Source organism: Brevundimonas sp. SORGH_AS_0993, from assembly GCF_030818545.1.
Classification (GTDB): Bacteria; Pseudomonadota; Alphaproteobacteria; order Caulobacterales; family Caulobacteraceae; genus Brevundimonas.
In genome coordinates, this window is record NZ_JAUTAH010000001.1 from 1,235,449 (window position 1) to 1,259,574 (window position 24,126).

The 24,126-nt window shown below is 69.4% G+C and carries 26 protein-coding genes; 5 read left to right on the forward strand and 21 right to left on the reverse strand.

Translation table 11 applies throughout. From position 1 onward, the window contains the following. Positions 1-82: 82 nt before the first annotated feature. The 12 genes from QE389_RS06150 to QE389_RS06205 form a co-directional block, all read right to left on the reverse strand. On the reverse strand, positions 83-2,803 hold the full coding sequence (locus QE389_RS06150) for a transcriptional regulator (protein WP_307365452.1): 2,721 nt from the start codon (positions 2,801-2,803) through the stop codon (positions 83-85). Positions 2,804-2,886: 83 nt separating this feature from the next. Further along, a complete protein-coding gene (locus tag QE389_RS06155; RefSeq protein ID WP_307365454.1) occupies positions 2,887-3,720 on the reverse strand; it encodes a flagellin in 834 nt (277 codons plus the stop codon). A gap of 135 nt (positions 3,721-3,855) precedes the next feature. After that, positions 3,856-4,137, reverse strand: a complete 282-nt coding sequence (locus QE389_RS06160; RefSeq protein WP_307365456.1) for a flagellar protein FlaG — start codon at positions 4,135-4,137, stop codon at positions 3,856-3,858. Between the two features lie 86 nt (positions 4,138-4,223). Further along, positions 4,224-5,036: a flagellin gene (locus QE389_RS06165; protein WP_307365458.1), complete on the reverse strand. Its 813-nt coding sequence runs from the start codon at positions 5,034-5,036 to the stop codon at positions 4,224-4,226. A 115-nt stretch (positions 5,037-5,151) separates the two neighbouring features. Beyond that, the gene (locus QE389_RS06170; protein WP_307365458.1) at positions 5,152-5,964 is read right to left on the reverse strand and encodes a flagellin; all 813 of its coding nucleotides are present in this window, start codon (positions 5,962-5,964) and stop codon (positions 5,152-5,154) included. Between the two features lie 412 nt (positions 5,965-6,376). Beyond that, positions 6,377-7,195, reverse strand: coding sequence for a flagellin (locus QE389_RS06175; RefSeq protein WP_307365461.1), 819 nt, complete (start codon positions 7,193-7,195; stop codon positions 6,377-6,379). A 345-nt stretch (positions 7,196-7,540) separates the two neighbouring features. Then, positions 7,541-8,029 (reverse strand): hypothetical protein, encoded by a 489-nt coding sequence (locus QE389_RS06180; protein ID WP_307365463.1) that lies wholly within the window; start codon positions 8,027-8,029, stop codon positions 7,541-7,543. Beyond that, positions 8,026-8,409: a M15 family metallopeptidase gene (locus tag QE389_RS06185; protein WP_307365465.1), complete on the reverse strand. Its 384-nt coding sequence runs from the start codon at positions 8,407-8,409 to the stop codon at positions 8,026-8,028. Before QE389_RS06185 ends, QE389_RS06180 begins: the two co-directional genes overlap by 4 nt. After that, positions 8,406-8,675 carry a hypothetical protein gene (locus QE389_RS06190; RefSeq protein ID WP_307365467.1) on the reverse strand — a complete coding sequence of 90 codons (270 nt, stop codon included), beginning with the start codon at positions 8,673-8,675 and terminating at the stop codon, positions 8,406-8,408. The genes QE389_RS06185 and QE389_RS06190 overlap by 4 nt, the downstream gene beginning before the upstream one ends. Further along, entirely contained in the window at positions 8,672-8,821 is a 150-nt protein-coding gene (locus tag QE389_RS06195; protein WP_307365469.1) for a hypothetical protein, read from the reverse strand. The genes QE389_RS06190 and QE389_RS06195 overlap by 4 nt, the downstream gene beginning before the upstream one ends. Continuing rightward, positions 8,818-10,281, reverse strand: a complete 1,464-nt coding sequence (locus QE389_RS06200; RefSeq protein WP_307365471.1) for a DUF2793 domain-containing protein — start codon at positions 10,279-10,281, stop codon at positions 8,818-8,820. Before QE389_RS06200 ends, QE389_RS06195 begins: the two co-directional genes overlap by 4 nt. Positions 10,282-10,422: 141 nt before the next feature. Then, positions 10,423-10,884: a DUF4112 domain-containing protein gene (locus QE389_RS06205; protein WP_307365473.1), complete on the reverse strand. Its 462-nt coding sequence runs from the start codon at positions 10,882-10,884 to the stop codon at positions 10,423-10,425. Between the two features lie 64 nt (positions 10,885-10,948). Between QE389_RS06205 and QE389_RS06210 the strand changes: the two genes are divergently transcribed. Then, entirely contained in the window at positions 10,949-11,902 is a 954-nt protein-coding gene (locus QE389_RS06210; RefSeq protein WP_307365475.1) for an endonuclease/exonuclease/phosphatase family protein, read from the forward strand. Here the strand turns inward: QE389_RS06210 and QE389_RS06215 are convergent. From QE389_RS06215 to QE389_RS06245, 7 genes are all read right to left on the reverse strand, one after another. Continuing rightward, positions 11,883-13,094 (reverse strand): CCA tRNA nucleotidyltransferase, encoded by a 1,212-nt coding sequence (locus QE389_RS06215; protein ID WP_307365477.1) that lies wholly within the window; start codon positions 13,092-13,094, stop codon positions 11,883-11,885. The two genes, QE389_RS06210 and QE389_RS06215, sit on opposite strands and share 20 nt — an antisense overlap. After that, positions 13,091-13,753 (reverse strand): CoA pyrophosphatase, encoded by a 663-nt coding sequence (locus tag QE389_RS06220; protein ID WP_307365479.1) that lies wholly within the window; start codon positions 13,751-13,753, stop codon positions 13,091-13,093. The genes QE389_RS06215 and QE389_RS06220 overlap by 4 nt, the downstream gene beginning before the upstream one ends. Beyond that, complete coding sequence (locus QE389_RS06225) at positions 13,750-14,337, reverse strand: DUF1285 domain-containing protein (RefSeq protein WP_307365481.1); 588 nt, start codon at positions 14,335-14,337, stop codon at positions 13,750-13,752. Before QE389_RS06225 ends, QE389_RS06220 begins: the two co-directional genes overlap by 4 nt. 72 nt (positions 14,338-14,409) lie before the next feature. Further along, positions 14,410-15,057 (reverse strand): OmpW family protein, encoded by a 648-nt coding sequence (locus QE389_RS06230; protein WP_307368944.1) that lies wholly within the window; start codon positions 15,055-15,057, stop codon positions 14,410-14,412. Between the two features lie 126 nt (positions 15,058-15,183). Further along, on the reverse strand, positions 15,184-15,681 hold the full coding sequence (locus QE389_RS06235; protein ID WP_307365483.1) for a GNAT family N-acetyltransferase: 498 nt from the start codon (positions 15,679-15,681) through the stop codon (positions 15,184-15,186). 72 nt (positions 15,682-15,753) lie between these two features. After that, entirely contained in the window at positions 15,754-16,527 is a 774-nt protein-coding gene (locus tag QE389_RS06240; RefSeq protein ID WP_307365486.1) for an enoyl-CoA hydratase, read from the reverse strand. Continuing rightward, positions 16,524-17,603: an MBL fold metallo-hydrolase gene (locus QE389_RS06245; RefSeq protein WP_307365488.1), complete on the reverse strand. Its 1,080-nt coding sequence runs from the start codon at positions 17,601-17,603 to the stop codon at positions 16,524-16,526. Before QE389_RS06245 ends, QE389_RS06240 begins: the two co-directional genes overlap by 4 nt. A 125-nt stretch (positions 17,604-17,728) precedes the next feature. Between QE389_RS06245 and QE389_RS06250 the strand changes: the two genes are divergently transcribed. From QE389_RS06250 to QE389_RS06265, 4 genes are all read left to right on the forward strand, one after another. Beyond that, positions 17,729-18,676: a hypothetical protein gene (locus QE389_RS06250; RefSeq protein ID WP_307365490.1), complete on the forward strand. Its 948-nt coding sequence runs from the start codon at positions 17,729-17,731 to the stop codon at positions 18,674-18,676. A 107-nt stretch (positions 18,677-18,783) separates the two neighbouring features. Beyond that, on the forward strand, positions 18,784-19,581 hold the full coding sequence (gene xth, locus QE389_RS06255; RefSeq protein ID WP_307365492.1) for an exodeoxyribonuclease III: 798 nt from the start codon (positions 18,784-18,786) through the stop codon (positions 19,579-19,581). 5 nt (positions 19,582-19,586) lie between these two features. Further along, the gene (locus QE389_RS06260) at positions 19,587-20,102 is read left to right on the forward strand and encodes a hypothetical protein (protein ID WP_307365494.1); all 516 of its coding nucleotides are present in this window, start codon (positions 19,587-19,589) and stop codon (positions 20,100-20,102) included. A gap of 81 nt (positions 20,103-20,183) precedes the next feature. After that, a complete protein-coding gene (locus tag QE389_RS06265; RefSeq protein ID WP_307365496.1) occupies positions 20,184-21,089 on the forward strand; it encodes a cobalamin biosynthesis protein CbiG in 906 nt (301 codons plus the stop codon). Between the two features lie 260 nt (positions 21,090-21,349). Here QE389_RS06265 and recN read toward each other — a convergent pair whose 3' ends face one another. Both recN and QE389_RS06275 read right to left on the reverse strand, forming a co-directional pair. Further along, positions 21,350-23,047 carry a DNA repair protein RecN gene (gene recN / locus QE389_RS06270; protein ID WP_307365498.1) on the reverse strand — a complete coding sequence of 566 codons (1,698 nt, stop codon included), beginning with the start codon at positions 23,045-23,047 and terminating at the stop codon, positions 21,350-21,352. A gap of 103 nt (positions 23,048-23,150) precedes the next feature. Next, positions 23,151-24,005 (reverse strand): outer membrane protein assembly factor BamD, encoded by an 855-nt coding sequence (locus tag QE389_RS06275; RefSeq protein WP_307365500.1) that lies wholly within the window; start codon positions 24,003-24,005, stop codon positions 23,151-23,153. Positions 24,006-24,126 lie beyond the last annotated feature (121 nt).

Here is a 24,126-nt window from a genome sequence, read left to right on the forward strand (position 1 = left end):
TTTCACGATTGCCGGCCCAATAACCCCGAGCCGGCGTCGGGCGTCAACCGCCGATCCGCCCCCACCGGGCGCGCGCCCGGAATCAGGCGCTCAGACGATTGAGCGCGGCCTGGAAATTCGCCAACTGGGTCTGCTGATAGGCGGTCGAGCCGCCCTTGCCGGTCTGGCTGTTGGTCTGAGACGTGCTCTGCGGCCCCAGGGAGCGGTAGGCGGACCGTACAGCCGTCATGGCCTGGGCCAGGGCCGCCGTCGCCGCCTTGATCGATTGGGCGTCGTTCAGATTCAAGGTGTTGGCCAGGTTCAGCCCGTAGGTCTTGACCGACTTGTCCGCCGTGTTTCCGACGAAGCCAGGCGACAGCCCCAGCGCCGCCAGGGCGTCCTTGCCCACGGCGCCGGCCGAGATCACCGCTCCGGCCTTGTTGTCGGCCGCGACGATCTGAAGCCTTTGGACGGGCGGAGCCACCTTGGAGTCGGTGATCACCGTCGCCTTCAACTGCCGGTTCGACGCGGTCATGATCTTCTTGGCCAGGGTGTCCAGCGTGTCCTTGGCGTCGATCGTCACCGTCACGGCGCGGCCGCCTCCGGCCGGCGAGATCGAGAACTGATCCCCCACCCGCGCCGCGGTGGAGATGGTCAAAAGCCTGGATTCGGTCTGCATGATCTCGCCCTGCGGCAGCCCCAGGCGATCCAGGACGCTGGACCCTCCCTCCGCGATGGTCAGGCTGGTCGGCGTGGCCTGGTCGCCGTCGCCGCGCCAGGTGCGATTGTACTCCACCGTCCCGGTGGCCAGATCCAGCCGCGCCAGATAGGCCCGTGTCGGATCGGTCTTGGCCGCGCCCGCGTCGCGGTTCGTGCCGGTGATCCAGACCTTGCCGTCCTTGATCTTGACGTCGGCCGCCGTGTCGTTTCCGGCCCCGCCGAAATAGGTCAGTCGATCATCGGACCCGGCCTGCAGGTCGTCGGACAGGCTGGCGACGAAGACGTCGCTCCCACCCGAATAGGCGTTAGTCACCGTCCCGGCGTCCAGGGCGCCGTTCTCGGTCTGGCCCGTCACCACCACCCGGCCGTTCTCGACCGAAACTCCGGCGATGGAGCCGCTCAGCAGCCCCAGATCGCGCGTGGCCGCCAGGGTCGGAACCCCGGAAGAATCAAGGGTGAACCGGCGCACGACGGCCCGCCCGTTCTCGACGCCTGCGGTATAGAGATCCGACCCCGACACCGTCATGGCCTGCACCGAATCGTCGCCGGACGTGCCGAATTGCCTGGTCGAGACATTCACCCCCTTCACCGGCCCGTTGACCGTCAACGGCTTCTCCTGGAAGCTCTGCAGATAGCTGTCCCATCCGCCCAGGGCCGCCTGGCCCGGCATCGCCGACTTGGCCCGCCCGGCGACATAGACCATGCCGTCGTCGCCGAAACGGACCTCGGTCGCCTCGTCGGCCGCCTTGGCGCCGCGCCGTTGGGTCCACAGCTCCTTGCCGCTCTTGTCGAAGATGGTGACGAAACTGTCGGCCACAGTGGCGACGTCGCCGCTCTTTCCCGACTCCAGGGCGCCGGTCACGGACCCCGCCACCGCCACCCGGCCGTCGGCGTCCACGGCGATGGAGAAGCCGTTGGCCGATCCGGCCGCGCCCAGAAGCTTGGTCTGCATCAGATTGCCGGCGGAATCGTATTTCATCAGGGCGACGTCGCGCGTCCCCTTGATCGGTTGGTTGTCCAGCCCTTCGGTCAGGTCAGCAATGACCCAGACCGAGCCGTCGGGCGCCGTCGCGCTGGCCCGCACCGCCGCAACCCCGTCGGGCAAATCGGTCTTCCCCACCCGGTCCGCGACCCAGAAAGGATCATCCACCCCCTGCTGCGCGGCCGGGGCGTCGCCGCCGTCGGCCTGGAACTTCAGCAGTTGGCTCGCGCCCTTGGTCCCGACGCCCTGCGTCACATAGACGGCGTCAGAGGCGGCGGCGGCCTTGAAGCCCACCGTCTCCCCCAACCCGCCCCAGAACTTCAGCGCCCACTGATCCGGCCCGGCCGGCAGGGTGATGGTCTTGCCGCCGCTCTTGACCGTCTTGGGCGGGGCCTCGATCGCCTCGCGCCCCACGCGCGTGCCGACGCCGGCGTCCGCCAGCTTGCCGTTGATGTGGGCGATGACGTTGTCCATAGTGCGCGGCGTCGCGCCCATGTCCGACAGGTCGATATCGACGCTCTGCGTCCCGTTCGTCGTGCGAATGGTGATGGCGAACTTCACGTCGCCCTGGAACGCCTGGACCGGATCGCTCAGAGAGCCGTCGTGGATCGGCTGGGTCACGAAGCTGGAGGGCGCCTTCTCCTGGGCGTAGCCGGTCTTGACCCTGGACTGCGACACGCCCTGCACAAGGCGCAGATCCTCGAACTTGGCGGCCTTCAGATAGTCCGACAGTTCCGACAGGCCCGAAGCGAAGCGCTTGGCCACCTGCCCCTCTTCCGCGGCCGACAGCCCCTTGACGCCGGCCCTGTCCGCCAGGGCGCTGAGGGTGTTCAACGCCTGATAGGTGGCGAACAGCTTGCGATAGTCGCCCGAGGCGCCCGCCAGGTCCAGATTTACGGCGGATTCATCGACGATGCGTCGCCCGCCCAGGGCGGCGCGCACCATGTCACTGGCCTTGGGGGCGGACGCGACCTTGGAAGACGACCACGGCGCCGTCGGTTGGGTCTGCTTGGTCGGAATCTTCGTCTGGGGCGAGGTCGTGGCTGACGCCAGTGCGCTCATCAGCGAGGATGTATCGGTCCCCCCGCCGTACAGGCCCAACAGATAGCTGTTGTTGATCATAATTCGGCTCCGCCTGTCATCTTGCGATGCGGACCGATAACGAACCCTTAAACGGGCCGGTCAGTCCCCGGATCAGCCGCCGATCAACCCTTGAACAGCGACAGGATGATCTGCGGCGCCTGGTTGGCGATCGAAAGCGCCTGGACGCCCAGTTGCTGTTGCACCTGCAGGGCCTGCAACCGGGCGCTTTCCTTGGCCATGTCGGCGTCGACCAGATTGCCGATCCCTGCCTCCAGCGCGTCCGACAGCTTGCTGACATAGGTGGTGTGGCGCTCGATCTGTTTCGACTGGGCGCCCAGTTCGGCCATGTTGGCGGTCGCCGTGGTCAGGGCCGTATTGACCCGGGCCAGGGCCGCGTCGGCGTTGGCCTTGCTCAGCAGGTCCGGCGCCGACGGCGTCGTGCCCAGCCCAAGGCCGTTCAGAGTCATGTTCTGACGATCCAGCGGAATGGTCTCCACCCCGTCGGCGCTGGCCAGGAAGTTGATCGCCGTCGTCGAAGAGCCGTTCAAAATGTTCGATCCGTCGAAGATGGCGTTATCCGCGAACGACTGGATCGACTTCAGCAGCGCCTGGAACTCGTCATTGTAGGAGGTCCGCATCGCCAGGGTGGCGCTCTCGTCGGAGGCGGCCGTGGCCTTGGACTTCAGTTCGGTCAGCAGGTCCGTGATCTGTTCGCCCGCCGCCAGCGACACGTCGGCGATCGAGGTCGCGCGGCCCAGGCTGGTGGTGACGGCTTCCAGCGATCCGCGATCCGCTCTCTGCCCCTGCGCCACCGCCCACACGGCGGCGTTGTCCTTGGCGCCCTGAACCTTCAGGCCGGTGTTCACCCGGCTCTGGGTCGAGGCCAGCTGGTCGCTGGTCTTGTTCAGGTTCTGCAGGGCGATCATCGCCGAGGTGTTGGTGTGGATGCTGGTCATGGCTTTAAGCCCCGGACTTCTGTTAGCTGCACCATATAACCATGAGTCGTGAGCGGATGGTTAACGCCCCGGAAACCATGATTGCGCCGTCCGGCATGCCGGCGGCGTTAACGACGTCTGTTTTCGACAACCGGCCTAGACCGTGGTGTCGAATATCTTTCCGCCGCGATAGGTCGGATCGCCGCTAAGCTTTTCGACCTCCTCACGAGGCAATTGGCGGATCACCTCGCCCGTCACACGATCCAGAACCTTGTAAACGTAGCGGTTTTCTCCGACAGCCTCGATAGTCAGCCGATAACGGCCTGCGTCCGCATTGTCGTTGCGCGGCTCGGGCTGGGCCTGAGGGTGCGGCGCGACGGCGGGCGTCGAGGACGGGACGACGGGGGGATTCGTTATTCTGACGACATTCTCTGTCATGGCTCCCAGCGCGGGCGAGCCGCGCTCCTCTAAAACTCAACAAACGTCGGACCGGGGCGGATCATGATCCGCCCCGGTCGTCGGCCTTAGCGGAACAGGCCCAGCAGGATGGAGCTGGACGAGTTGGCGATCGACAGCGCCTGCACGCCCAGCTGTTGCTTGGTTTGCAGGGCGGTCAGCTTGGCGCTTTCCTTGGCCAGGTCGGCGTCCACCAGGTTGCCGATGGCGGCTTCCGTGGCGTCTTGCAGCTTGCCGACATAGGTCAGTTGGCGACCGACCGACTTGGACTGGGTGCCCAAGGTGGCCAGGCTGGTCGTCACGGTCTTGATCGCGGCGTCTACGGCGGTCGTCGTGGCGCCGGCGCGAACGACCGTGCCGCTGTTGATGGCGGTCAGGGTCGCGTCCGAAGACGTATCGGCCGCAAAGCCGATGCCGTAGGTGCCGCCCGTGGTGTTGGTCGTCACATTGGTGACGCCCGCCGTGGTCCACAGGTTGACGCCGTCGAAGCTGGCGCCCGACAGGGCCGAGGCCACTTCCTTGCCCATAGCATTGAAATCTTTGAGGTAGGAAGCTTCCGAGTCCGATCCGGCCGCGGACGACTGGATGTTGACCGCCAGTTGTTTCATCTCTTCCAGGGCCGAAGTCACGGTGTCGCCGGCGGCCAGGGCGACGTCGACCAGCGACTGACCCCGTTGCAGCGAGTTCTTGACCGCGTCCATGGCGCCCATGCTGGCGCGCTGGGTCGTGGCGACGGCGAAGATGGCGCCGTTGTCCTTCGCCGTGGCGACCTTCAGGCCCGTGCTGACGCGGCTTTGCGTTGTCTGCAACTGGCTGTTGGTCTTGGCGAGGTTTTGCAGCGCAACCGAGGCGCCGTAGTTCGTATTGATGCTATTCGGCATTTTGGCCGTCCTTCTTCACTTTGTGATGTCCGTCGCCCTTTTGACGACGGGAGCGTTTTGCTCAGGGTCTTGGGGACTTTGGCCGGACGGGCGAACCCATCCGACCTTGCGGTCCTTAGCGGAACAGGCCCAGCAGGATGGAGCTGGACGAGTTGGCGATCGACAGCGCCTGCACGCCCAGCTGTTGCTTGGTTTGCAGGGCGGTCAGCTTGGCGCTTTCCTTGGCCAGGTCGGCGTCCACCAGGTTGCCGATGGCGGCTTCCGTGGCGTCTTGCAGCTTGCCGACATAGGTCAGTTGGCGACCGACCGACTTGGACTGGGTGCCCAAGGTGGCCAGGCTGGTCGTCACGGTCTTGATCGCGGCGTCCACGGCGGTCGTCGTGGCGCCGGCGCGAACGACCGTGCCGCTGTTGATGGCGGTCAGGGTCGCGTCCGAAGACGTATCGGCCGCAAAGCCGATGCCGTAGGTGCCGCCCGTGGTGTTGGTCGTCACATTGGTGACGCCCGCCGTGGTCCACAGGTTGACGCCGTCGAAGCTGGCGCCCGACAGGGCCGAGGCCACTTCCTTGCCCATAGCATTGAAATCTTTGAGGTAGGAAGCTTCCGAGTCCGATCCGGCCGCGGACGACTGGATGTTGACCGCCAGTTGTTTCATCTCTTCCAGGGCCGAAGTCACGGTGTCGCCGGCGGCCAGGGCGACGTCGACCAGCGACTGACCCCGTTGCAGCGAGTTCTTGACCGCGTCCATGGCGCCCATGCTGGCGCGCTGGGTCGTGGCGACGGCGAAGATGGCGCCGTTGTCCTTCGCCGTGGCGACCTTCAGGCCCGTGCTGACGCGGCTTTGCGTTGTCTGCAACTGGCTGTTGGTCTTGGCGAGGTTTTGCAGCGCAACCGAGGCGCCGTAGTTCGTATTGATGCTATTCGGCATTTTGGCCGGTTCCTTTCACTTCGTGATGGCCGACGTCGTTTTGGCGTCGGGAGCGTTTTGCTCGGGAGGGAAGAAGCAATTGCCGGGCCAGTCCTGGCGGTCGGCAAAATCTGCAACCTATTGATTTGCAATGTTAATACGTTGTTCACCATGCCTTTCTCCCGGCAAAATCTGCCGAGTTCTCAGGGGTCGCCAGGCAGATTTTGCCGGGCGACGACGTTTCAGGGCCCCGCCGCCGTCGGCGGCGGCGGGGGATCGCATCAGGGGGCGCGCCCCCCGAGAGCCGGATTGTCATGGACGGAACCGCGCCACGGTTCCGGCTGAGGCGTGAATCAGGCGCTCGCTTGAATCTGGAGGCTTCTTCACCGCATCTGCGGAATCGTCTGGCGATTCCGCCTCGACGGATCAGGCTCTAGTTCCGGAACAGGCTCAGAAGGGTCGAGCTGGCCGAGTTGGCGATCGACAGCGCCTGGACGCCCAGTTGCTGCTTGGTCTGCAGGGCGGTCAGCTTGGCGCTTTCCTTGGCCAGGTCGGCGTCCACCAGGTTGCCGATGCCGGCTTCGGTGGAGTCCTGCAACTTGTTCACGAAAGTCAGTTGACGACCGACCGACTTGGACTGGGTGCCCAGGGTCGCCAGGTTGGTGGTGACTTCCTTGATGGCGGCGTCGACGGCGGCCGTTGTGGCGTCGGCGCGGGCGGCCGTGCCCGCCGAGACGGCCGTAATGGGGGCGGCGGCGGCCTTGTCCACCGTGCCGAAGCCGATCTGATAGCTGCCGCCGTTCAGATTGGTGGTGATATTGGTCGCCGTGGTGGTGTTCCACAGGTTCACCCCATCGAAGCTGGCGCCCTTCAGCGCCGCGTCGATTTCCTTGCCCAGGGCGTTGTAATCTTTCAGATAGGAAGCTTCCGAGTCCGATCCGGCCGCCGACGACTGGATGTTGACCGCCAGTTGCTTCATCTCTTCCAGGGCGGCGGTGACGGTGTCGCCGGCGGCCAGGGCCACGTCGACGATGGACTGGCCGCGTTGCAGCGAATTCTTGACCGCATCCATGGCGCTCATATTGGCGCGCTGGGTCGTCGCGACGGCGAAGATCGCGCCGTTGTCCTTGGCGTTGGCGACCTTCAGTCCCGTGCTGACACGGCTCTGCGTGCGCTCCAACTGGGCGTTGGTCGCATTGAGGTTTTGCAGCGCGATCGACGCGCCATAGTTCGTGTTGATGCTCGTAGCCATTTTGGCTGTCCTTTTTCACTTCGTGTGATGTCCGGCGCCGTTTTAGCGCCAGGAGCGTTTTGCTCGGTCTCTCCAAGAGCAAGGTCGAGGCCAGCCCGTATGGCGGCGCCAGCCCAAGTCTATCGTTGATTTCATTGAATTTATTTCAGAAGACGCACGGGCGACCCGGCAAGGTTTGACGCTGCGCGGCAAATCCTGCCGAGTCGTTTCTGCCGCCGTCAGCGCGGCGGGCCGCCGTTCCTGATCCAGGCGTCCAGCATCGCCCGCTCCGCCAGCAGGGTCTCGACCGCCAGCCGCCGCGCGGCGTCGCAGCTCAGGATCTGGTTGCCGCGCATCAGATAGACCTCATCCAGATCGGCCGTCGTCGGCCGGGGCGGCAGGGCCGCCAGGCCGCACGGTTTCGACGCCGCCTCCGGCAGCGGCAGGCGCGGCGGCGCAACCGTCCAGTTCGGGTGCGAGGCGGCACAGCTCGCGGTCATGGCCGCGCAGGCGATCGGCGCGGCGGCTTTCAACAGGGATATCGGCGTCATCTGCGCTCCTGGCCTGGCTGACGGCGGCGGCGGTCGCCCGCGCGCCGGCCGTGATCTGTGTGTGATGCGTCTCCAGGCGGCGCGCCTGGGCGACCGCCGCTTCGGCTTCCAGGCTGCGGGCCTGGCGTTCTGCCGCTGCGACGGCCGCGCCCGCCCGCGCCGCCTCCAGCCGTCTTCGCTCCAGCCCCAGCGGGTCCCAGCGAAAGCCCAGCCCAGCCAGGGCCGCCAGCATCAGCGCCAAACCGACCGCCAGCACGACGGCCCAGCCCAGCACGGTCAGGCGGCGGAGGATCGGCGGCCTCATGGAAAGGTCCTCCGATCCAGCTCGAAATGCGGGCCGTCCCTCAGGGTCGGCCAGTCGCCGCCCCAGACGATGGGGGTGTCCAGCGCTTGGGCCGCCGCCTTGAAGGCTTCGGCGATCCGGCCATACAGGGGCCAGTCCCACCGAACCCGCCCCTCCACCAGGGCCGCCACATCCACCGCATGGCCGCTCAGGTGACGCGACTTCAGGGTCCGACTGGCCCCGGCCCGGACCAGGGCCGCCTGACGCTCCGGCGTCCTCAGCCCTTCGGTGACGATAAAGTCGACGGCGCTGCGGGCGATGGCCGCCTCCACCACCGCCGCCAGGGCCGGATGCACCCCGACCAGCCGCGCGCGCGACCGGGAAGACAGGCGCCCGCTCATGGCCGCCCTCCCGCCAGGCGCAGCTTCAGCTCCGCGATCAGGGCGATCAACTGCTGGGCCGTCGGCGCCACCAGATAGAGCACCAGGATCAGCGCCAGCAGCCCCATCAGCCCGTCCGTCGCATGGACCAGCCGCTCCGGCGGCATCGTCTCCACCGCCCGCAGCAACAGCAGCCACAATCCCGCGCTGACCAGAAAGGCGTACAGACGTCGCCACAGCCACCGCCCTTCGGCCAGGGGCTGGCCCCTCCGGTTGGTCCTGCTCATTCCTCGTCCTCCTCGGCGAGGCGACGCCCGCGCAGGCCGTCGATCCCGCTCTCCATCCGCCATTCGCCCGCGCTCAGGCTGTCGGGCGCCTCCCAGGCCTCGGCGTCCAGCACCTCAACCGACTCCATCGGCTCGAACGGGCTCATCCGATGGCCGTGACGCGGACCACGCCCGCGCCCCCCTGGCCGCCGACGCCGCCCGCCGTCTGACCCGCGCCGCCGCCGCCGCCGCCCGCCCCAAAGGCGCCGCCGGCCCCGCCCGCCTGTCCGGCGCCGCTGGCTGCGGCGGCCCCCCCGCCGCCGCCGCCGCCGCTCGGCGACAAATCGGGGGTCGACGCGCCCTGCCCCGCGGCCCCGGCGTTCCCGGCCGCCGCCTGGCTTCCCGCCACAGCGCCGATGCCGCCTTTGCCGCCGCCGCGCGCCGTATTGCCGGTGTCCAGCCCTCCGCCCCCGCCGCCCCCGCCAGGGCCGAAGGGATCGCGCCGCTCCTCTCCCGCCGTCGCTGTCGCGCTGGTCGAAGACCCGCCCCCGCTGTTGCCGAGCAAACCGCCCAGACCGCCCGACGCCGCCGCCGTGCTGGCGCCGGCGCCCCCGGCCCCGCCCGTGGCCTTCAGCAGGGTCTTGCCCGCCAGGATCACCGTCGTCTCGCCCCCGCCCTGACCGCTCGCGCCCGAGCTCGCCCCGCCCGCTCCGCCGCCGCCCGGCGTGATCGTCAGGTCGCCGGTCAGGGCCGCACGCGCCCAGCGGGCCTCGCTGCGTCCACCCGCCCCGCCGCCCCCGCCGCCCAAACGCGCGGTCCCGGCGGCGCCCGCCTGTCCGGCCCCGCCGCCCCCGCCGCCGCCGATGCATGCAATCTCGATCCACCGCGCCCAGACCGGCGGCGTATAGACCCCCGCGCCGGTGAAGACCGCGCTCTCCAGCCGGGCCGCGCCCTGGTCGAAGGCCACCCGCCCCGTCGCCCGGTCCACCGCGAAGGCGCGCCGCCAGGTTCCGCCGTCCGCACTGACCTTCAGGCTCAGGTCGTCGTCGCCGATCAGGCCCAGTTCGGCCCGGCCGCCCCAGCCGCTCTGGAACAGCAGCGACAGGACGTCGGCCGCCCCTTCCTTGTTCAGCTTCAGCCGCAGGTCTCCGTCCCCGCCCTCGCCGACGCCGCGTGCGGTCATCAGGGCGGCGTTGACCTTGATCGCCACTGGATTGTTCGCGTCCGCCGTCGTGCCGACGCCCAGCCGGGTCAGGTCCTGCACAACGCCCAACCGTTCGCCCAGCGGCCGCCAGGCGCCGCCGACCCGCACCACCGCCTCGCCCGCATCGGCGATCAGGGCGATCAGGCCGTCCGAGATCGGGACCATGCTCCATCCACCCGCTTCGAACCGCATCAGGGTTCCGGCCGGCCGCCCGCCCCAGGCGGCGCCCGTCGCCCCTTCGGGCAGGATGTAGAGGGCCCCGTCCGCCGGTCCTTCCGGCTGCGCCGCCGTCGTGCGGCTGAGCACCAGCGTCTGCAGCAGGGCGTCCAGCCGCGTCAGGGCCGCGTTCAAGGTGACATGTTTCTGCATCTGCCCCGCCGCCAGATAAGGCAGGGCCAGACGCGCGCTGAAATCGTCGCTCATGGGATCTCCGTCGTTGATGGAGATCAGTCTGGAACGGCCCGCGACCAGGGCGGCCAGATCGGCCCAGCGTCGCGCCAGGCCCTTGAATTCTCTCGGATCAGTCCGCCGAAATGCGCGCCCAACCCCGCCCTTGCGCGCGTCTCAATCGTGCAGATAGACGATCCGCTTCAGTTTCCGGTCGCCCTTCAGCGTCTCCAGATGGCGTTCGTGGTCGCCGCTGGCGCGCGCCGCCGCCTCGCTGTCCTCGACCCAGTGGGTCGCCTCGATATGCTTTTGCAGGGCGCCGGCCGCCATCAGTTGGCCGGGAAAGAAGGTGTCGACCAGGTCGCCCGCGATGGGGACCGAACCGGTCGCCGTATCGATCGCCATATAGGCCGCCATCCGCGCCAGGGTCGCCGGCGTCGCCCGCGCCCGAACCGCCTGCAGCAGCAGCCAGCCGCCGGTCCCCGCCGTATAGACCGTGCCCACCACCGGGATCCACGTCAGCAGCGCATCCAGACCCAGACCGAACGGCCCGAAGCCGATCACCCGATCCGACAGCTTCTTCACGCCCTCGACATTGGACCAGATCTTCTCGATATCCCGGATCGACCGTTTGGCCATATCGCCCCCCATGGTCACGCTTAACGCGCCTTGGGCGTCGATGTTCACCCGCGAAGGACCGTGCATGTCCCTGCTGAAGACGGCGGCCAATCTGGCGGCCGGCCTGACCCTTCTCGGCCTGGCGACCATCGCGGCGGCGGCCCTCGGCGGCATAGGCCACCGCTGGGTGGACATCCTGGCCCAGTTCACCGCCCCGGCCCTGACGGCGGCGCTGGGCGTCACCCTGATCTGCCTGCTGCTGCGTCTTTGGCCGGCGGCGGGAACCGGCGCCCTGGCGTGCGGCGTGCTGCTGCTGGCTGTCTGGCCCCAGGGGTTTCCGCCACGCGCGCCCCTGCCCCAGCCCGACCAGCCCGTCGTGCGCGTCTATTCCGCCAATCTGTGGGTCTATAATGCGGACGTTCAGGCCATGCGCCGCTCCATCGTCGCCGCCGACCCCGACATCGTCATGCTGGTGGAGATGGGCGCCGCCCCCGCCGCCCAGGCCGACGCCCTCCTGGCCGGCTATCCCTATCGCACCGACCTGCACCAGCCGGATCGCGGCCGCGAGGCCCGTTCGGTCGTGGCCTCGCGCTATCCCATCGCCCAGCCCCTGCCCTCGCCGCCCGACGGCCTCAGCACCGTGGGCGCGGTGGTCCAGACGCCGCTGGGGCCGCTGGACGTCTTCGCCGTCCACCTGACCCGTCCCTGGCCCTATCAGTATCAGTGGGGCCAGATCAGCCAGGTCATGGCCCTGACCGAGCGGCGCCGGCAGGCCCCGCCCCATCCGGTCATCGCCGCGGGCGATTTCAACAGCGTCTCCAGCGCCCGCATCGGCCGTCAGATCCAGGCCGACATGAAGCTGATCCCCGCCCCCGGCTGGCCCGGCACCTGGCCCACGCGCCTGCCCGCTTTCGCCGGCCTCACCATCGACCAGGTCTATTATTCGCCCGAACTGGCCCTGGTGTCGCGCCGCCTGGGCCAGCCCACCGGCTCGGATCACCGCCCGGTCGTGACCCAGTTCACCCGCGCGGCGCCATAAGGCGTTTCAGCCGGTCTTCGTGCCCCACGGCCGGGAAGTCGTCGGCGATCCAGCCGTCCTCGAACGCCTTCAGCACCCGCCCCGTCTCCGGTCCCGGCTTCAGGCCCAGCCGCGCCAGGTCCCGCCCGTTGACCGGCAGGGCCGGCGCCGTCCAGGTCTCGGCCAGGCCGCGCAGCCGCGCGCTGATCCCCTGCCTCGCCTCGGCCCGCGCCAGCCGATCCAGAAACGCCCGCCGACCCAGTCGATACAGGGCCGCCCGCGCCTGGGCGTCCGTCAGGTCGGTCGTGACCGCCGGCCCCTCCGCCGCCGCCACCGCCGCCGCCAGCCGATCCCGCGCCGCGTTCGACAGCCTCAAGTCTCCCGCGATCCGCGTCACCGCCGCAGCATCGGCGGGCAACAGGGCCGACAGCCGCAGCACCGGATCGTCGCTGACCCCGCACAGCCCCTCGAACAGCTCCAGCGCCTGATGGTCGGGCAGAATCTGGGCCAGCACGCCCGTCTGGGCCATCGCCCTGACGGCCGGCCGGGGATCGGGCGCGGCCAGCAGCTTCGACAGTTCCCTGGACACCCGCTCGGCCGACAGGCGCGCCATCCCGTCTTTCAGCGCCGCGCACGCCGCCAGCCCGACCGCATCCGGCGCCCCGCGCCCGTACCAGGCGTAGAATCGGAAGAACCGCAGGATTCGCAGATAGTCCTCGCGGATGCGCGTCTCGGCCTCGCCCACGAAGACGATCCGCCCCGCCGCCGCATCCGCTAGCCCCCCGCCGGTCGGATCGTACACCGTCCCCGCCCTGTCGGCGTAAAGGGCGTTCAGCCGAAAATCCCGTCGCGCCGCGTCCTCGGCCCAGTCCTGGGTGAAGGCCACGACCGCGCGCCGCCCGTCCGTCTCCACATCCCGCCTCAGGGTGGTGATCTCATAGGGGCGCCGCTCCGACACACCCGTCACCGTGCCGTGCTCCACCCCGGTCGGCACGGCCTTCAGACCCGCCGCCTCCAGCGCCCGAATCGTCTGAGCGGGCGTCAGCCGGGTGGCGATGTCGATGTCGTCGACCGGTTGGCCCAACAGGCTGTTTCGCACGCAACCGCCGACGAAGCGCGCACAGCCGTCGCCCCCCGCCGCCTCCAGCGCCGTCATCACCGCCTGGGTCGCCGTCGCTTCCAACCACGACTGTCCGGCCATGGACACGCTCATGCCGCATCCTCGTCGGCGGCCGCGACCGGCTGGGCCTCGTCGCCGTACAGCCGGGCGTGCAGCCCTTTCAGAATGCCCGCCGTCACGCCCCAGATGTAACGCTCGCCCCACGGCATGGCCCAGAACCAGCGTCGCAGCCCCTCGTCCAGATCATAGAAGTCGCGCCGATGGTTGGCCGCATCCATCAGGAAATCCCAGGGCGTCTCGAACACCTCGGCCACCTCGTCGGGCGAGGGCGTGGTCACGGGCGGCCGGTCCAGCCAGCCGATCACCGGCGTGACCAGAAATCCCGTCCCCGTCTCATAGGCGTCGGACAGGCCCAGCACCTCGACCGTCCTGGGGTCCAGGGCCACCTCCTCGTCCGCCTCGCGCAGGGCCGCCTGAACCGCCGTCTCGCCGGGGTCCAGCCGTCCGCCGGGAAAGGCGATCTGGCCCGTGTGCCGCGCCAGGGTGTCGGCCCGCCGCGTCAGCAGCACCGTCGCCCCCTCGGGCCGGGCGATCACGGGAATCAGAACCGCCGCCGGCCGCAGGTCCCTCGCCGTGCGCGCCGCCTTGGGGTTCAGGTCGAAATCCGACCGCTGGGCCGTCAGATCGGGCCGCCAGCCGTCCACGGGCGCCAACCGCTCCGCCAGCCGCGCCTTCAGCGTCTCCAGACTCATGCGACCGCGCCCAGGGAGAAGGTCTCGCCGCCCGAACGGACCGTCATGCGCCCGTCCGCCGCCTCGGCCATCTCGACCAATTCATAGAAGACCGGCCGCGCGATCCGCGCCCACAGGCCGCGCCGCACATGGACGCGCGGCGCCGGCTCGCCCGTCTCGGGATCGGTCTCCACCACGATGGGATCGTCCGGCCCGGCCCGCACCGCGTCCCCGACATCGGTTGTGAAGACCAGATCCGTCCCCTCCCGCTCGACCGCCACGGCCCGGAACGGCAGGTCCTCGATCACGATCCTCAGCTTCTCGACCGGCGTGACCAGGTGATAGCCGTCCGGGTCCTTCCTCAGGACCGTCGAGAACAGCCGCACCAGTTCCGGGCGCCCGATCGGCGAACCTTCGTGCATCCACGCGCCGTCGCGCCGGATGACGATGTCGATGTCGCCGCAGTGTTCGGGATTCCACAGATGCACGGGCGGCAGCCCCTGTCCCGGCGCTTGGCCCCGCGCTTGGCCCCGCGCTTGGCCCGACGCTTGCTGCGCCGCCTTCGCCACCGCCGACAGTCCGCCGTCCGAAGTCTGATCCGTCATGGACCATCATTTAGGCGCGCGGGGCCGGTTCGTCACCTACCCCGCGCGGGTCCTCGGCCTGAGGGCCGTCCGTCAGAACTTGCGGCCCACGCCCACCGACACGACCCAGGGATCCAGGTGCACGTCGCTGTTCAGCGCGCCGTCGTTGATCTCGGCGTCGGTCTTGAACCACACCTTCTTGACGTCGAGGTTCAGGCTCCACGGCCCCTTCAGCCCCACGTCCGCGCCGGCCTGCAGGGCGTAGCCGAAGCCGTCGTCCAGCTTCACCTTGAAACCGTTCTTATCCTTGCCGTCGAAGAAGACCATGTAGTTCACCCCGGCGCCGACATAGGGGCTGAACCGGCCCTCGGTCAGCGGACGGTATTGCAGCGTCACCACCGGAGGCAGGACCCAGGTTTCATGCACCGCCACGTCCGTCGTCCCGCCCTGGGCGCGGATTTCGTGCTTGGTCGCGCCCAGGATCGCCTCGACCGCCAGATGGTCGGTCAGGAAATAGGTGAAGCCCAGGGTCGGCATCACGCTGTCGCCCACATCGACGTGCAGGCCGGTGTCGGCGTCGGCGGCGGTCTTGACGGCGTCGTCGGCCTTGGAGAAGACATCCGTGACCCGCCCGGTCACGATCCAGTCGCCGGCGCGCGGGGCTGTCCATGTCGCATCGCTCTGGACGGGGCTCTGGGCCAGGGCCGGCGTGGCGACAATGGCCGCGGCGGCGGCCAGCATAAGGGTCTTGAAGGCGTTCACTTGCGGTATCCCCGACGTCCAGGCCGCCTCATGCGGCCGATATCCGGCGTCGTGCGGGGGGATGCGCGCACCGGATCGTTTACGCCTTGATCCAGCGCAAATCCGTCAGCGATCGATCCGCACCGGCCCCTTGGCTGCGGCGGCCCGCGTGGCCAGCCACATCACCCGGCGGCGATCCACGGGTCCGGGCAGCACCGCCTCGGGCGCGGGGCGAAAGCCGAACCGCTCGAAATAGGCGACGTCCCCGACCAGCAGCACCCCGCCGACGTTCAGGGTCCGCGCCCGCTCCAGGCAGGCTTCGACCAGTTCGGCGCCCAGGCCGCCGCTTCGCCGGGTCGCATCGACGGCGATGGGTCCCAGGAACAGGGCCGGCGTCTCTCCGACCCGAATGGGCCACAGCCGCACCGATCCGATCACCGCCTCGCCTTCGCGCGCCACGAAGCCGACGATCCAATTCGACCCTTCGCGCAGCCGCTCGGCCGTCTTGGCGAACCGGCCCGGCCCGAAGGCGGCGGCGACCAGGGCGGTGACGCCCGGGGCGTCGGCCGGGGTCTCGGCGTCGATCCGGTGATCGGCCGCAGTCAGGGCAATGGCGTGCGGCATCGGCGCTCCGGGAAGGCGCGCGCACTAGACCCAACGGGGGTCCAAATCAAGTCAAGGTCGGATGACGCAGGCTCAGCCCGCCTTGGAGAAGTCCGGCGCCCGCTTCTGGGTGAAGGCCATGAAGGCCTCCATCGCCTCGGGGCTGCGCATCTGCGATCCGAAGGCTTCGCCCTCGCGCTGCATCAGGGCCCACAGTCCCTCGGCGTCGCGCATCAGCCGCTTGGTCTTGCGGATCGAATTCGGGGCCCTCGCCGCAACCTTGGCCGCCAGCTCCGCCGCCGTCGCCTCCACCTGATCGGCCGGGACGGCCCGGTTGGCGATGCCCCAGGCCAGGGCCGTGCGCCCGTCCAGCGGCTCGCCCAGGGCGAACAGTTCGAACGCCCGCTGATGGCCGATGGTCGCGGGCAACAGCAGGCTGGAGGCCGCCTCGGGCGCCAGGGCCAGGTTGACGAACGGAACCGACAGCAAGGCGTCCTCGGCCGCGACCACCAGGTCGCAGTGCAGCAGCATCGTCAGGCCGATGCCCACGGCCCGCCCCTTCACCGCCGCCACCGCCGGTTTGTCCAGATCGGCCAGCGCCTTCAGGAACCGGAACACCGGCATGTCGCCCGGCCCCGCGCTTTGCGCGCCCAGCGCGATGAAGTCCTGAATGTCGTTGCCGGCCGAGAAACTGTCGCCCTCGCCCCGCAACAGCAGCACCCGCACCGCGTCGTCGGTGCGCGCGCGCTCGGTGGCCTCGGCCAGGGCCGAGTACATGGCCTGGGTGATGGCGTTCTTCTTGTCGGCCCGGTCCAGCGTCACCGTCAGAACGCCGTCGGCCAGTTCGGTGCGGATATGGTCGCTCATGGCGTGTCCTCGTCCCTTGCGACGGCCGACCACCAGTCGACGCCGTCGGTGTCGCGCGTGCGTGTGGCCCGCCCGCGTCGTTGCAGATAGTTCAGGTGCGCCTGGGCCTCTCCCGTGGCCATGCCCAGCACCTCGTCGCCCACCGCCCGTCCGAAGACGGCCGGGAAGCCGTCGATCACCCTAGACGGTTGACGCAACGTCCGCTCAAGGCGTTTCAGCGCGACCTCGTGTCCGCGTTTCAGGGCTTCCAGCCGCGCCTGGACTCCCGTGAACGGCTCCCCATGCGCCGGCAGCACATAGGTTTCGGCCGGCAGCAAGCCCGCCAGCCGATCCAGAGACGCCATCCAGTCGCCCAGGGGATCGGCCTCCGGCTCGGTCGCCCACACTGACACATTCGACGAAATGCGCGGCAGAATCTGATCTCCTGACAGGAAGACCCCGTCCGACCTGCGCCACAGACAGACGTGTTCGGGGCTGTGGCCCGATCCGACCACCACCGTCCAGTCGTCGCCTCCGATCCGCACGACCTCGCCCTCGGACAGCCGGCGATAGCTGCGAGGCATCGGGGTCGCACCCTTGCCGAAGCCGCCGTACTCGTCGCGCCAGCGCCCGATCTGCGCCTCGCTCCAGCCCGCCGCACGATAGAAGACCTCGCCGTCCGCCGGGGCGTCGCCCGCCGTCTCGGCCATCAGCATCCGCGCCGTCACATACTCCAGCCGCGACATCCACAGCGGCGCGCCCGACCGTTCGCAAAGCCAGCCCGCCAGGCCGATGTGGTCGGGATGCATATGGGTGCAGATCACCCGCTTGATCGGCCGTCCGCCCAGCGGCCCCGCCAGCGCCTGGTCCCAGGCCGCCGTCGCCTCGCGCGTCCTCAACCCCGTATCGACCACGCTCCAGCCGTCCCCGTCGGCCAGGGCGTAGGCGTTCACATGATCCAGTTGAAACGGCAGGGCGAACCGCAGCCACAGCACGCCCGGCGCGACCTCCACCGCCTCCCCGGCCGCCGGAACCGCCGGCCCCGGATAGGTCAGGCCCCTCGCATCCTTGACCGTCTGTGCCGCGCCGTCGCCCAAGTCCGTCTCCAATAAAAACCCTATCAACCTAGCCCGCCCGCCTCGCCCGCGTCCAGAGCCGCCTTGACCCTGCCCTCATCCGGGCTCACGAAGCGGGCCTGCTTTCGGAAACCCAAGGTGTCTTCATGAAGTCCCGCTTCGCCGCCGCCGTCGCGGCCCTCCTGTTCGGCGCCGTCGCCGTCTCGGCGCCGACATTCGCCGCCGCCCAGCAGCGCGGCCCCGACAATCAGCCGACGGCGACCCAGGGGCAGTCACGCGCCGCCTCAGCCCGTCAGCAGCGCCGCCAGCGCGCACCGGCCGCGCCCTCGCCGGAACAGATTCTCGCCTCGGCCCAGGAACAGATGAACCTGACGGATACGGGCTGCCACGTCAGCGAAGCCAAACTGCTGGGCGTGACCGCTGCGGGCACGAGCCTGTACGAAGTCGCCTGCGGCGCTGCGGTCGGCTATCTGGTCGAGACCAAAACCCCGCCTGAAGCGACGGATTGCATCCTCGTGGCCCAGGCCGCTTCCACCGCCCGCGCTACGGACCCCGCTGCTCCGACAGGTCCCCAGTGCACCCTCGCCGCCAACGCCGACACCCAGAAATTTCTCCGCCAGTACGCCCAGGACGCGGGCGTGACCTGCACTGTGGACCAGGCCAAGGTTCGTGGCCGTTCCAACGACGGCGCCGTGGTCTATGAGGTCGGCTGCGCCGATGCGCCGGGCTATTGGATCAAGAAGGCCGCCACCGGCTGGTCCAAGACGCCGTGCATCCAGATCATCGCCGAAAGCGGCGCCTGCGAATACACCACCGCCGCCGAGAACGCCGGCTTCGTAAAGGCCCTGCTGGCCGGTTCGCCTGCCGCTTCCTGCAACGTGACCGAGGCGCGTCTGATGGGCCGCAACGCCAACGGCGTCTTCTATGAAGCCAAGTGCGACGGCGCCGACGGCGTCATCGCCCGCGTCAACGACCAGAACGCCGTCCAGCAGATCTACCCCTGCGCCACCGCCCAGCAGATCGGCGGCGGCTGCAAGCTGACGACGGCCCCCGCCGCCGCGGCTCCGGCCCCAGCGTCGGGCGGTCGCCTCTAAGCCTCCGTCCATCCCAAACCGAAAGGGCCGTCGGCGCGATCCGGCGGCCCTTTTTTCTTTATCCGTCGCTCTTTTCCGAAGGCGAGACGCAGCCTAGCGTCACCGCCATGCGCATCGCCACCTGGAACGTGAACTCGGTCAACGCCCGCCTGCCGACCGTGCTGGCCTGGCTGGAGCAGGCCGCGCCCGACGTCGCCTGTTTCCAGGAGATCAAATGCGTGGACGAGAAATTCCCGCGCGAGGCGTTCGAGAGCCTGGGCTACAATGTCGAGACCCACGGACAAAAGAGCTACAACGGCGTGGCCCTGCTGTCGAAACACCCGCTGTCCGACGTCCGGCGCGGCCTGCCGGGCGACGAGACGGACGACCAGGCCCGTTATCTGGAAGCGGTGGTCGAGGCGCCCCGCCCCGTTCGTGTCGCGGCGATCTATCTGCCCAACGGCAATCCGATCGGGACAGAGAAGTTCGCCTACAAACTGGCCTGGTTCGACCGTCTGAACCGCCACGCCCGGGACCTGCTGCGGTTCGAGGAGCCCCTGGCCCTGTGTGGCGACTACAATGTCATCCCCGAGGCCGAGGACGCCAGGAACCCCGCCGACTGGACCGGCGACGCCTTGTTCCAGCCCGAGAGCCGCCGCGCCTTGCGCGCCCTGAAAAACCTGGGCCTGGCCGATGCGCACGAGATCGGCGGCGAGCCGACCGGAACCTACACCTTCTGGGACTATCAGGCCGGCGCTTGGCAGCGGAACAACGGCATCCGCATCGACTTCGCCCTGCTGTCGCCCCAGGCGGCCGACCGCTTCCGGGGCATCGAGACCCACCGCGCGGCCCGTGACATGGACAAGCCCAGCGACCACGTCCCCGTGGTGATCGACCTGGACCTGTCGCCGGACGCGGGGGCCTGACGCCGATGGCCGACGCCTTGCGGGTGGTTCTGCTAATCGCCCTGGCGGCGGCCGTGCTGACGACCCTGGCCCTGGCCCTGTCCTGGTGGATGGAGCCCGAGCGCCGCCTGCGCCGCGCCCTGCTCAAGGCCCTGGGCGCCGCGCCCGAGGTCGAGGCCCATTCGCCGGGCGAGGGCCGCGCCTGCGCCCTGAATTTCGACGTCGAACAGGTGGTGGTCCTATGGGCCAACGGCGCCCACGGCCTGGCCTACGCCTTCGAGGAGGTGGAGGGCGGCGAGATCATCGTCGACGGCCACGTCGTGGCCCGCATCCGCCGGGGCGAGGGGCGCAAGGCGCTGGACGTCATGGCCCCCGATGCCGAACAGGTGGTGCTGCGCCTGATGTTCGTCGACGCCCGCCATCCCGAGTTCGAACTGGCCCTGTGGGACGCCGCCCTGCCCGCCCAGACCGGCTCGCCCAGCGAGGCCCTGCGCCTTGGCCGCCGCTGGCTTTCCCACCTCGAAGCCCTGCTGAAGGGCTGAACGCCCCTTTGCGCTCGGCGCGCGGGAGCGTTAGAAGCGCCCGCTCATTCTACAGACCAGCCTTTATTCAGGGAGGCCGCCTTGGCCCGCCTTTTCGACGCCTATGTCGTCGCCGACTGGACCGCCGCCGAGACCCGAAAGCTGGGCGAGTCCTCGCTGTGGATCGGCGTGGCCAAGCGCGACGTGCGTTTCCGCCTCTATACCGAGACGCACAACGTCGCCACGCGGGCCGAGGGCGAGGCCCTTCTGGCCTCCATCCTGGCCGATCACAGAAAGCGCGGCGACCGGGTCCTAGTGGGGCTGGACTTCAACTTCGGCTATCCGGCCGGCACGGCCGCGCGCCTGGGTCTGACCGGAACCCCGTGGCAGGCGATGTGGAAATTCATCGCCTCGAACATCGTGGACAAGGCCGACAACACCAACAACCGCTATCAGGTGGCGGCCAAGATGAACCGCCTGATGACGGACGAGGCCTGGCCCTTCTGGGGCGCGCCCGCCAAACAGGCCCAGCGCTGGCTGACCACCACCAAGCCTCCTGCCGGATCGGGCGCCGACATCCCCGAGTTCCGCGCCACCGAGGACGCCGCCCGCAAGGGCCGCCTCCAGCCCAAGAGCGTGTGGCAGATGCACGGCGCCGGCGCCGTCGGCGGCCAAACCTTGGTCGGCGTGCCCGCCGTGCGCCGCCTGCTGGACAGCCTGGGTCCGTCCGGCGCCGTCTGGCCTTTCGGCACGGGCTGGCGCGAACTGACGCCAGACGACGTGGAGCCCCTGTCGGCCCTGGTGGTCGAGGTCTGGCCGTCCCTGTTCCAGACAAAGCCCGGACCGGGCGAGTTCAAGGATCAGGCCCAGGTCCGCACGACAGCCGAGGCCCTGGCCCGCCTGGACGAGGCCGGCGACCTGGCCAGGGCCTTCGCCCCGCCCAAGGACGCCACGCCCGAACTGATCCAGAAGATCGAACAGGAAGAGGGTTGGATCCTGGGCGTCTGACGCCGCCTGGGCGCGCAACGTCCCGAAAAAGGCGTCGCGTTTTCAGTCCCCTGAAGACGCGACCGCCCCATCGACACGCCCTGGTTCGAAACCGTGCGACACTGGCCGCCGGTCTTTGACAATCCCATCCTCTCTATAAAATCGGACTGTTCGGACTCTGTTTTTCAGCGTCCGATGCCGCGACGCATCGGACGATCCGGATAAATCGGACTGTTCGGACTGTTCGGACTCCGTTTTCCCGACGTCCGCTCCTCCGCCGCCTACCCGATCAGGGACCGCGCCGCCGCCCGCGCCTCGTCGGTGATCTCGGCGCCGGACAGCATCCGGGCGATCTCCTCCTGGCGGCGCTCCTCGTCCAGGGCGACGACGGTTGTGGTGGTCAGGCCCTCCTTTTCGGCCTTCATCACCTTCCAGTGGGCGTGGCCGCGCGCGGCGACCTGGGGGCTGTGGGTCACGACCAGGACCTGGGCCCCGGTCGACAGCCGCTTCAAGCGCGACCCCACCGCCTCGGCCACGGCGCCGCCGACGCCCTGATCGACCTCGTCGAAGATCATCACGGGCTGCAGCATGTCCGCGCGCCCGGCCAGGGCCGCCTTCATCGCCAGCGCGAAACGCGCCAGTTCCCCGCCGGAGGCGATGGCGTCCAGCGGGCCGAAATCGGTCCCGGCGTTGGTGGCGATCTGGAACCGCACCGTCTCGACCCCGTCCGGCCCACGCCGACCCGGGGTCGGCTCCAGCGCCACGCGGAACCGCGCCCGCTCCAGCTTCAGCGGCCCCAGTTCGTCCATGACGGCGGCGGTCAGCCGCTCGGCCGCCGCCTCCCGCGCCGAGGTCAGGAAGGTCGCCGCCAGGTCATAGGCTTCGGCCGCCTCGGCCGCCTCGCGCCCGGCGTTGGTCAGGGCCTCCTCCCCGTCCTCGATCAGCCGCAGCTGTTCGCGCAGCCGAACCCGCAGGCCCGGCAGGCCGTCGACGGCGACGTGCAGCTTGCGCGCGACGGCGCGCAGGGCGAACAGCCGCTCCTCGGCCTTGTCCAGCCGTCCGGGCTCGTAGTCGAAGGCGTCGGCGGCGGCGTCCACGGCGGCGATGGCCTCTTGCGCCTCCACCAGGGTCCGGTCGATGGCGTCTACGGCGGCCGACAGGCGCACGATCACCGGATGATCGCCCTCCACCCCCGCCTGGCCCGCCCGCTGGCGCGCGTGTTCGACGGCGCGCAGGGCCGCGCCCAGCTTCTGGCTCAGCTTGTCGCCGCCCAACTGGGTCCGGGCGTCGGCCAGATCGGCGATGGCCTTTTCGGCGGCGCCCAGCACGGCCCGTTCGCCGGCCAGTTCGGCCTCCTCGTCCGCGCGCGGGTCCAGGGCGTCCAGTTCGGCCAGGTTCAGGGCGATCTCCTCGCGCCGCGCCGCCGCATCCGCCGCCTGGGCCTTCAACTCGGCCAGTCTCGCCTCTGCGGCCTTCAGCTTGGTCGAGGCGGCGGCGACGGCCGACAACTGGGGCTGCACCCCGCCATAGGCGTCCAGCAGGCCCCGATGGGTGCGCCAGTCCAAAAGGCCCACCGTCTCGTGCTGGCCATGCACCTCGACCAGGGCGGCGCCGATCTCGCGCAGGGCCGCGACCCCGGCGGGCTGATCGTTGACATAGGCGCGGCTGCGGCCGTCGGCGCCCATCACCCGGCGCAGGATCAGCTCTTCCCCCGGCTGGACCTCGAACCCCTTGTCCGCGATCAGGGCCATCAGGTCGGCGTCGTCCGGGGCGGTGAAGACGGCCGTGGCCACGGCCTGTCGGGCGCCCGCCCGCACCAGGCCGGCGTCGCCCCGCCCGCCCAGCGCCAGGCCCAGGGCGTCCAGAATGATCGACTTGCCCGCCCCCGTCTCGCCGGTCAGCACGGTCAGCCCGCCCTGAACCTCCAGGTCCAGCGCGTCCACCAGGACGACGTCACGAATGGAAAGGGCGGTCAGCATCGGGGTCGGCAACCGGCGGAACGAATCGGGACCGCAGAATCGACAGACGCGCGCCCCGGCGCAAGGCCCGAACGCGCGTCCAAAAGGCGTATCAGGTTGGCGCTCAGCCCGGGATCAGCCGGTGCAGCCAGCCCTGGCGCTTGCCCTCCGGCGCCTTGTCCGGCGTGTGGCCGTTTTCGGTCAGCAAGGCGTAGGCTTCGGCGTACCAGGCGCTGCCCGGATAGTTGTAGCCCAGGACCGCGCCGTTGCGGGTCGCCTCGTCCTTCAGGCCCAGTTGCAGGTTCACCTCGACCAGGCGGTACAGGGCCTCGGGCGTGTGCGAGGTGCGTTGGAAGTCCGGGTTGGCGATGACGGCCTTGTAGCGGTTCAGGGCCGCCAGCGGCTGGTTGGCGCGCTGATAGTAGCGGCCGATGTTCATCTCCTTGCCGGCCAGCTGGTCGTTGACCATGTCGATCTTGACCGCGGCGTCCTGGGCGTAGGGCGTACCCGGATAGCGGCGGGCCACGTCGCGCAGGCCCGCAAGCGCCGCGGTGGCGTAGCCCTGATCGCGGCCCACGTCGGTGATTTGCTCGAAGTTGCAGACCGCCTTCATGTAGAAGGCGTAGGCCGCCGACGGATTGCCGGGGAACAGCTGGATGAACCGATCCGCCGCCGCGATGGCCTCGGCGTAGTTGTTGTTCTGATAGTAGGCGTAGATCTGCATCAGGATCGAACGGCGCGCCCAGTCCGAATAGGGGTGCTGGCGTTCCACCTCTTGGAAGTAGTCCACCGCATCGGTCCAGCGATGCTGCTGCAGCCGTTCGTAGCCGGTGTTGTACAGCGCCTCTACCGGGCGTTCCTCATAGGCCAGCTTGGGGCGGGTCTTGCCGGCGCAGGCCGACATCGTCATGGCGACACAGGCCACGGCCAACAGCACCAGGCCGGAACGGAACTTGGAAACGAGCAAGGACGACCCCATGACGAGCGGAAGCCGGCCGTGCAGCCAAGCCTCCTGAAACGAACGTGGCGATCTCTAGCACCCGCGACCGGGCCGCGCCATGCCGACGAAATCTATCGCCGCACGACTTGCCCTGCCCGGC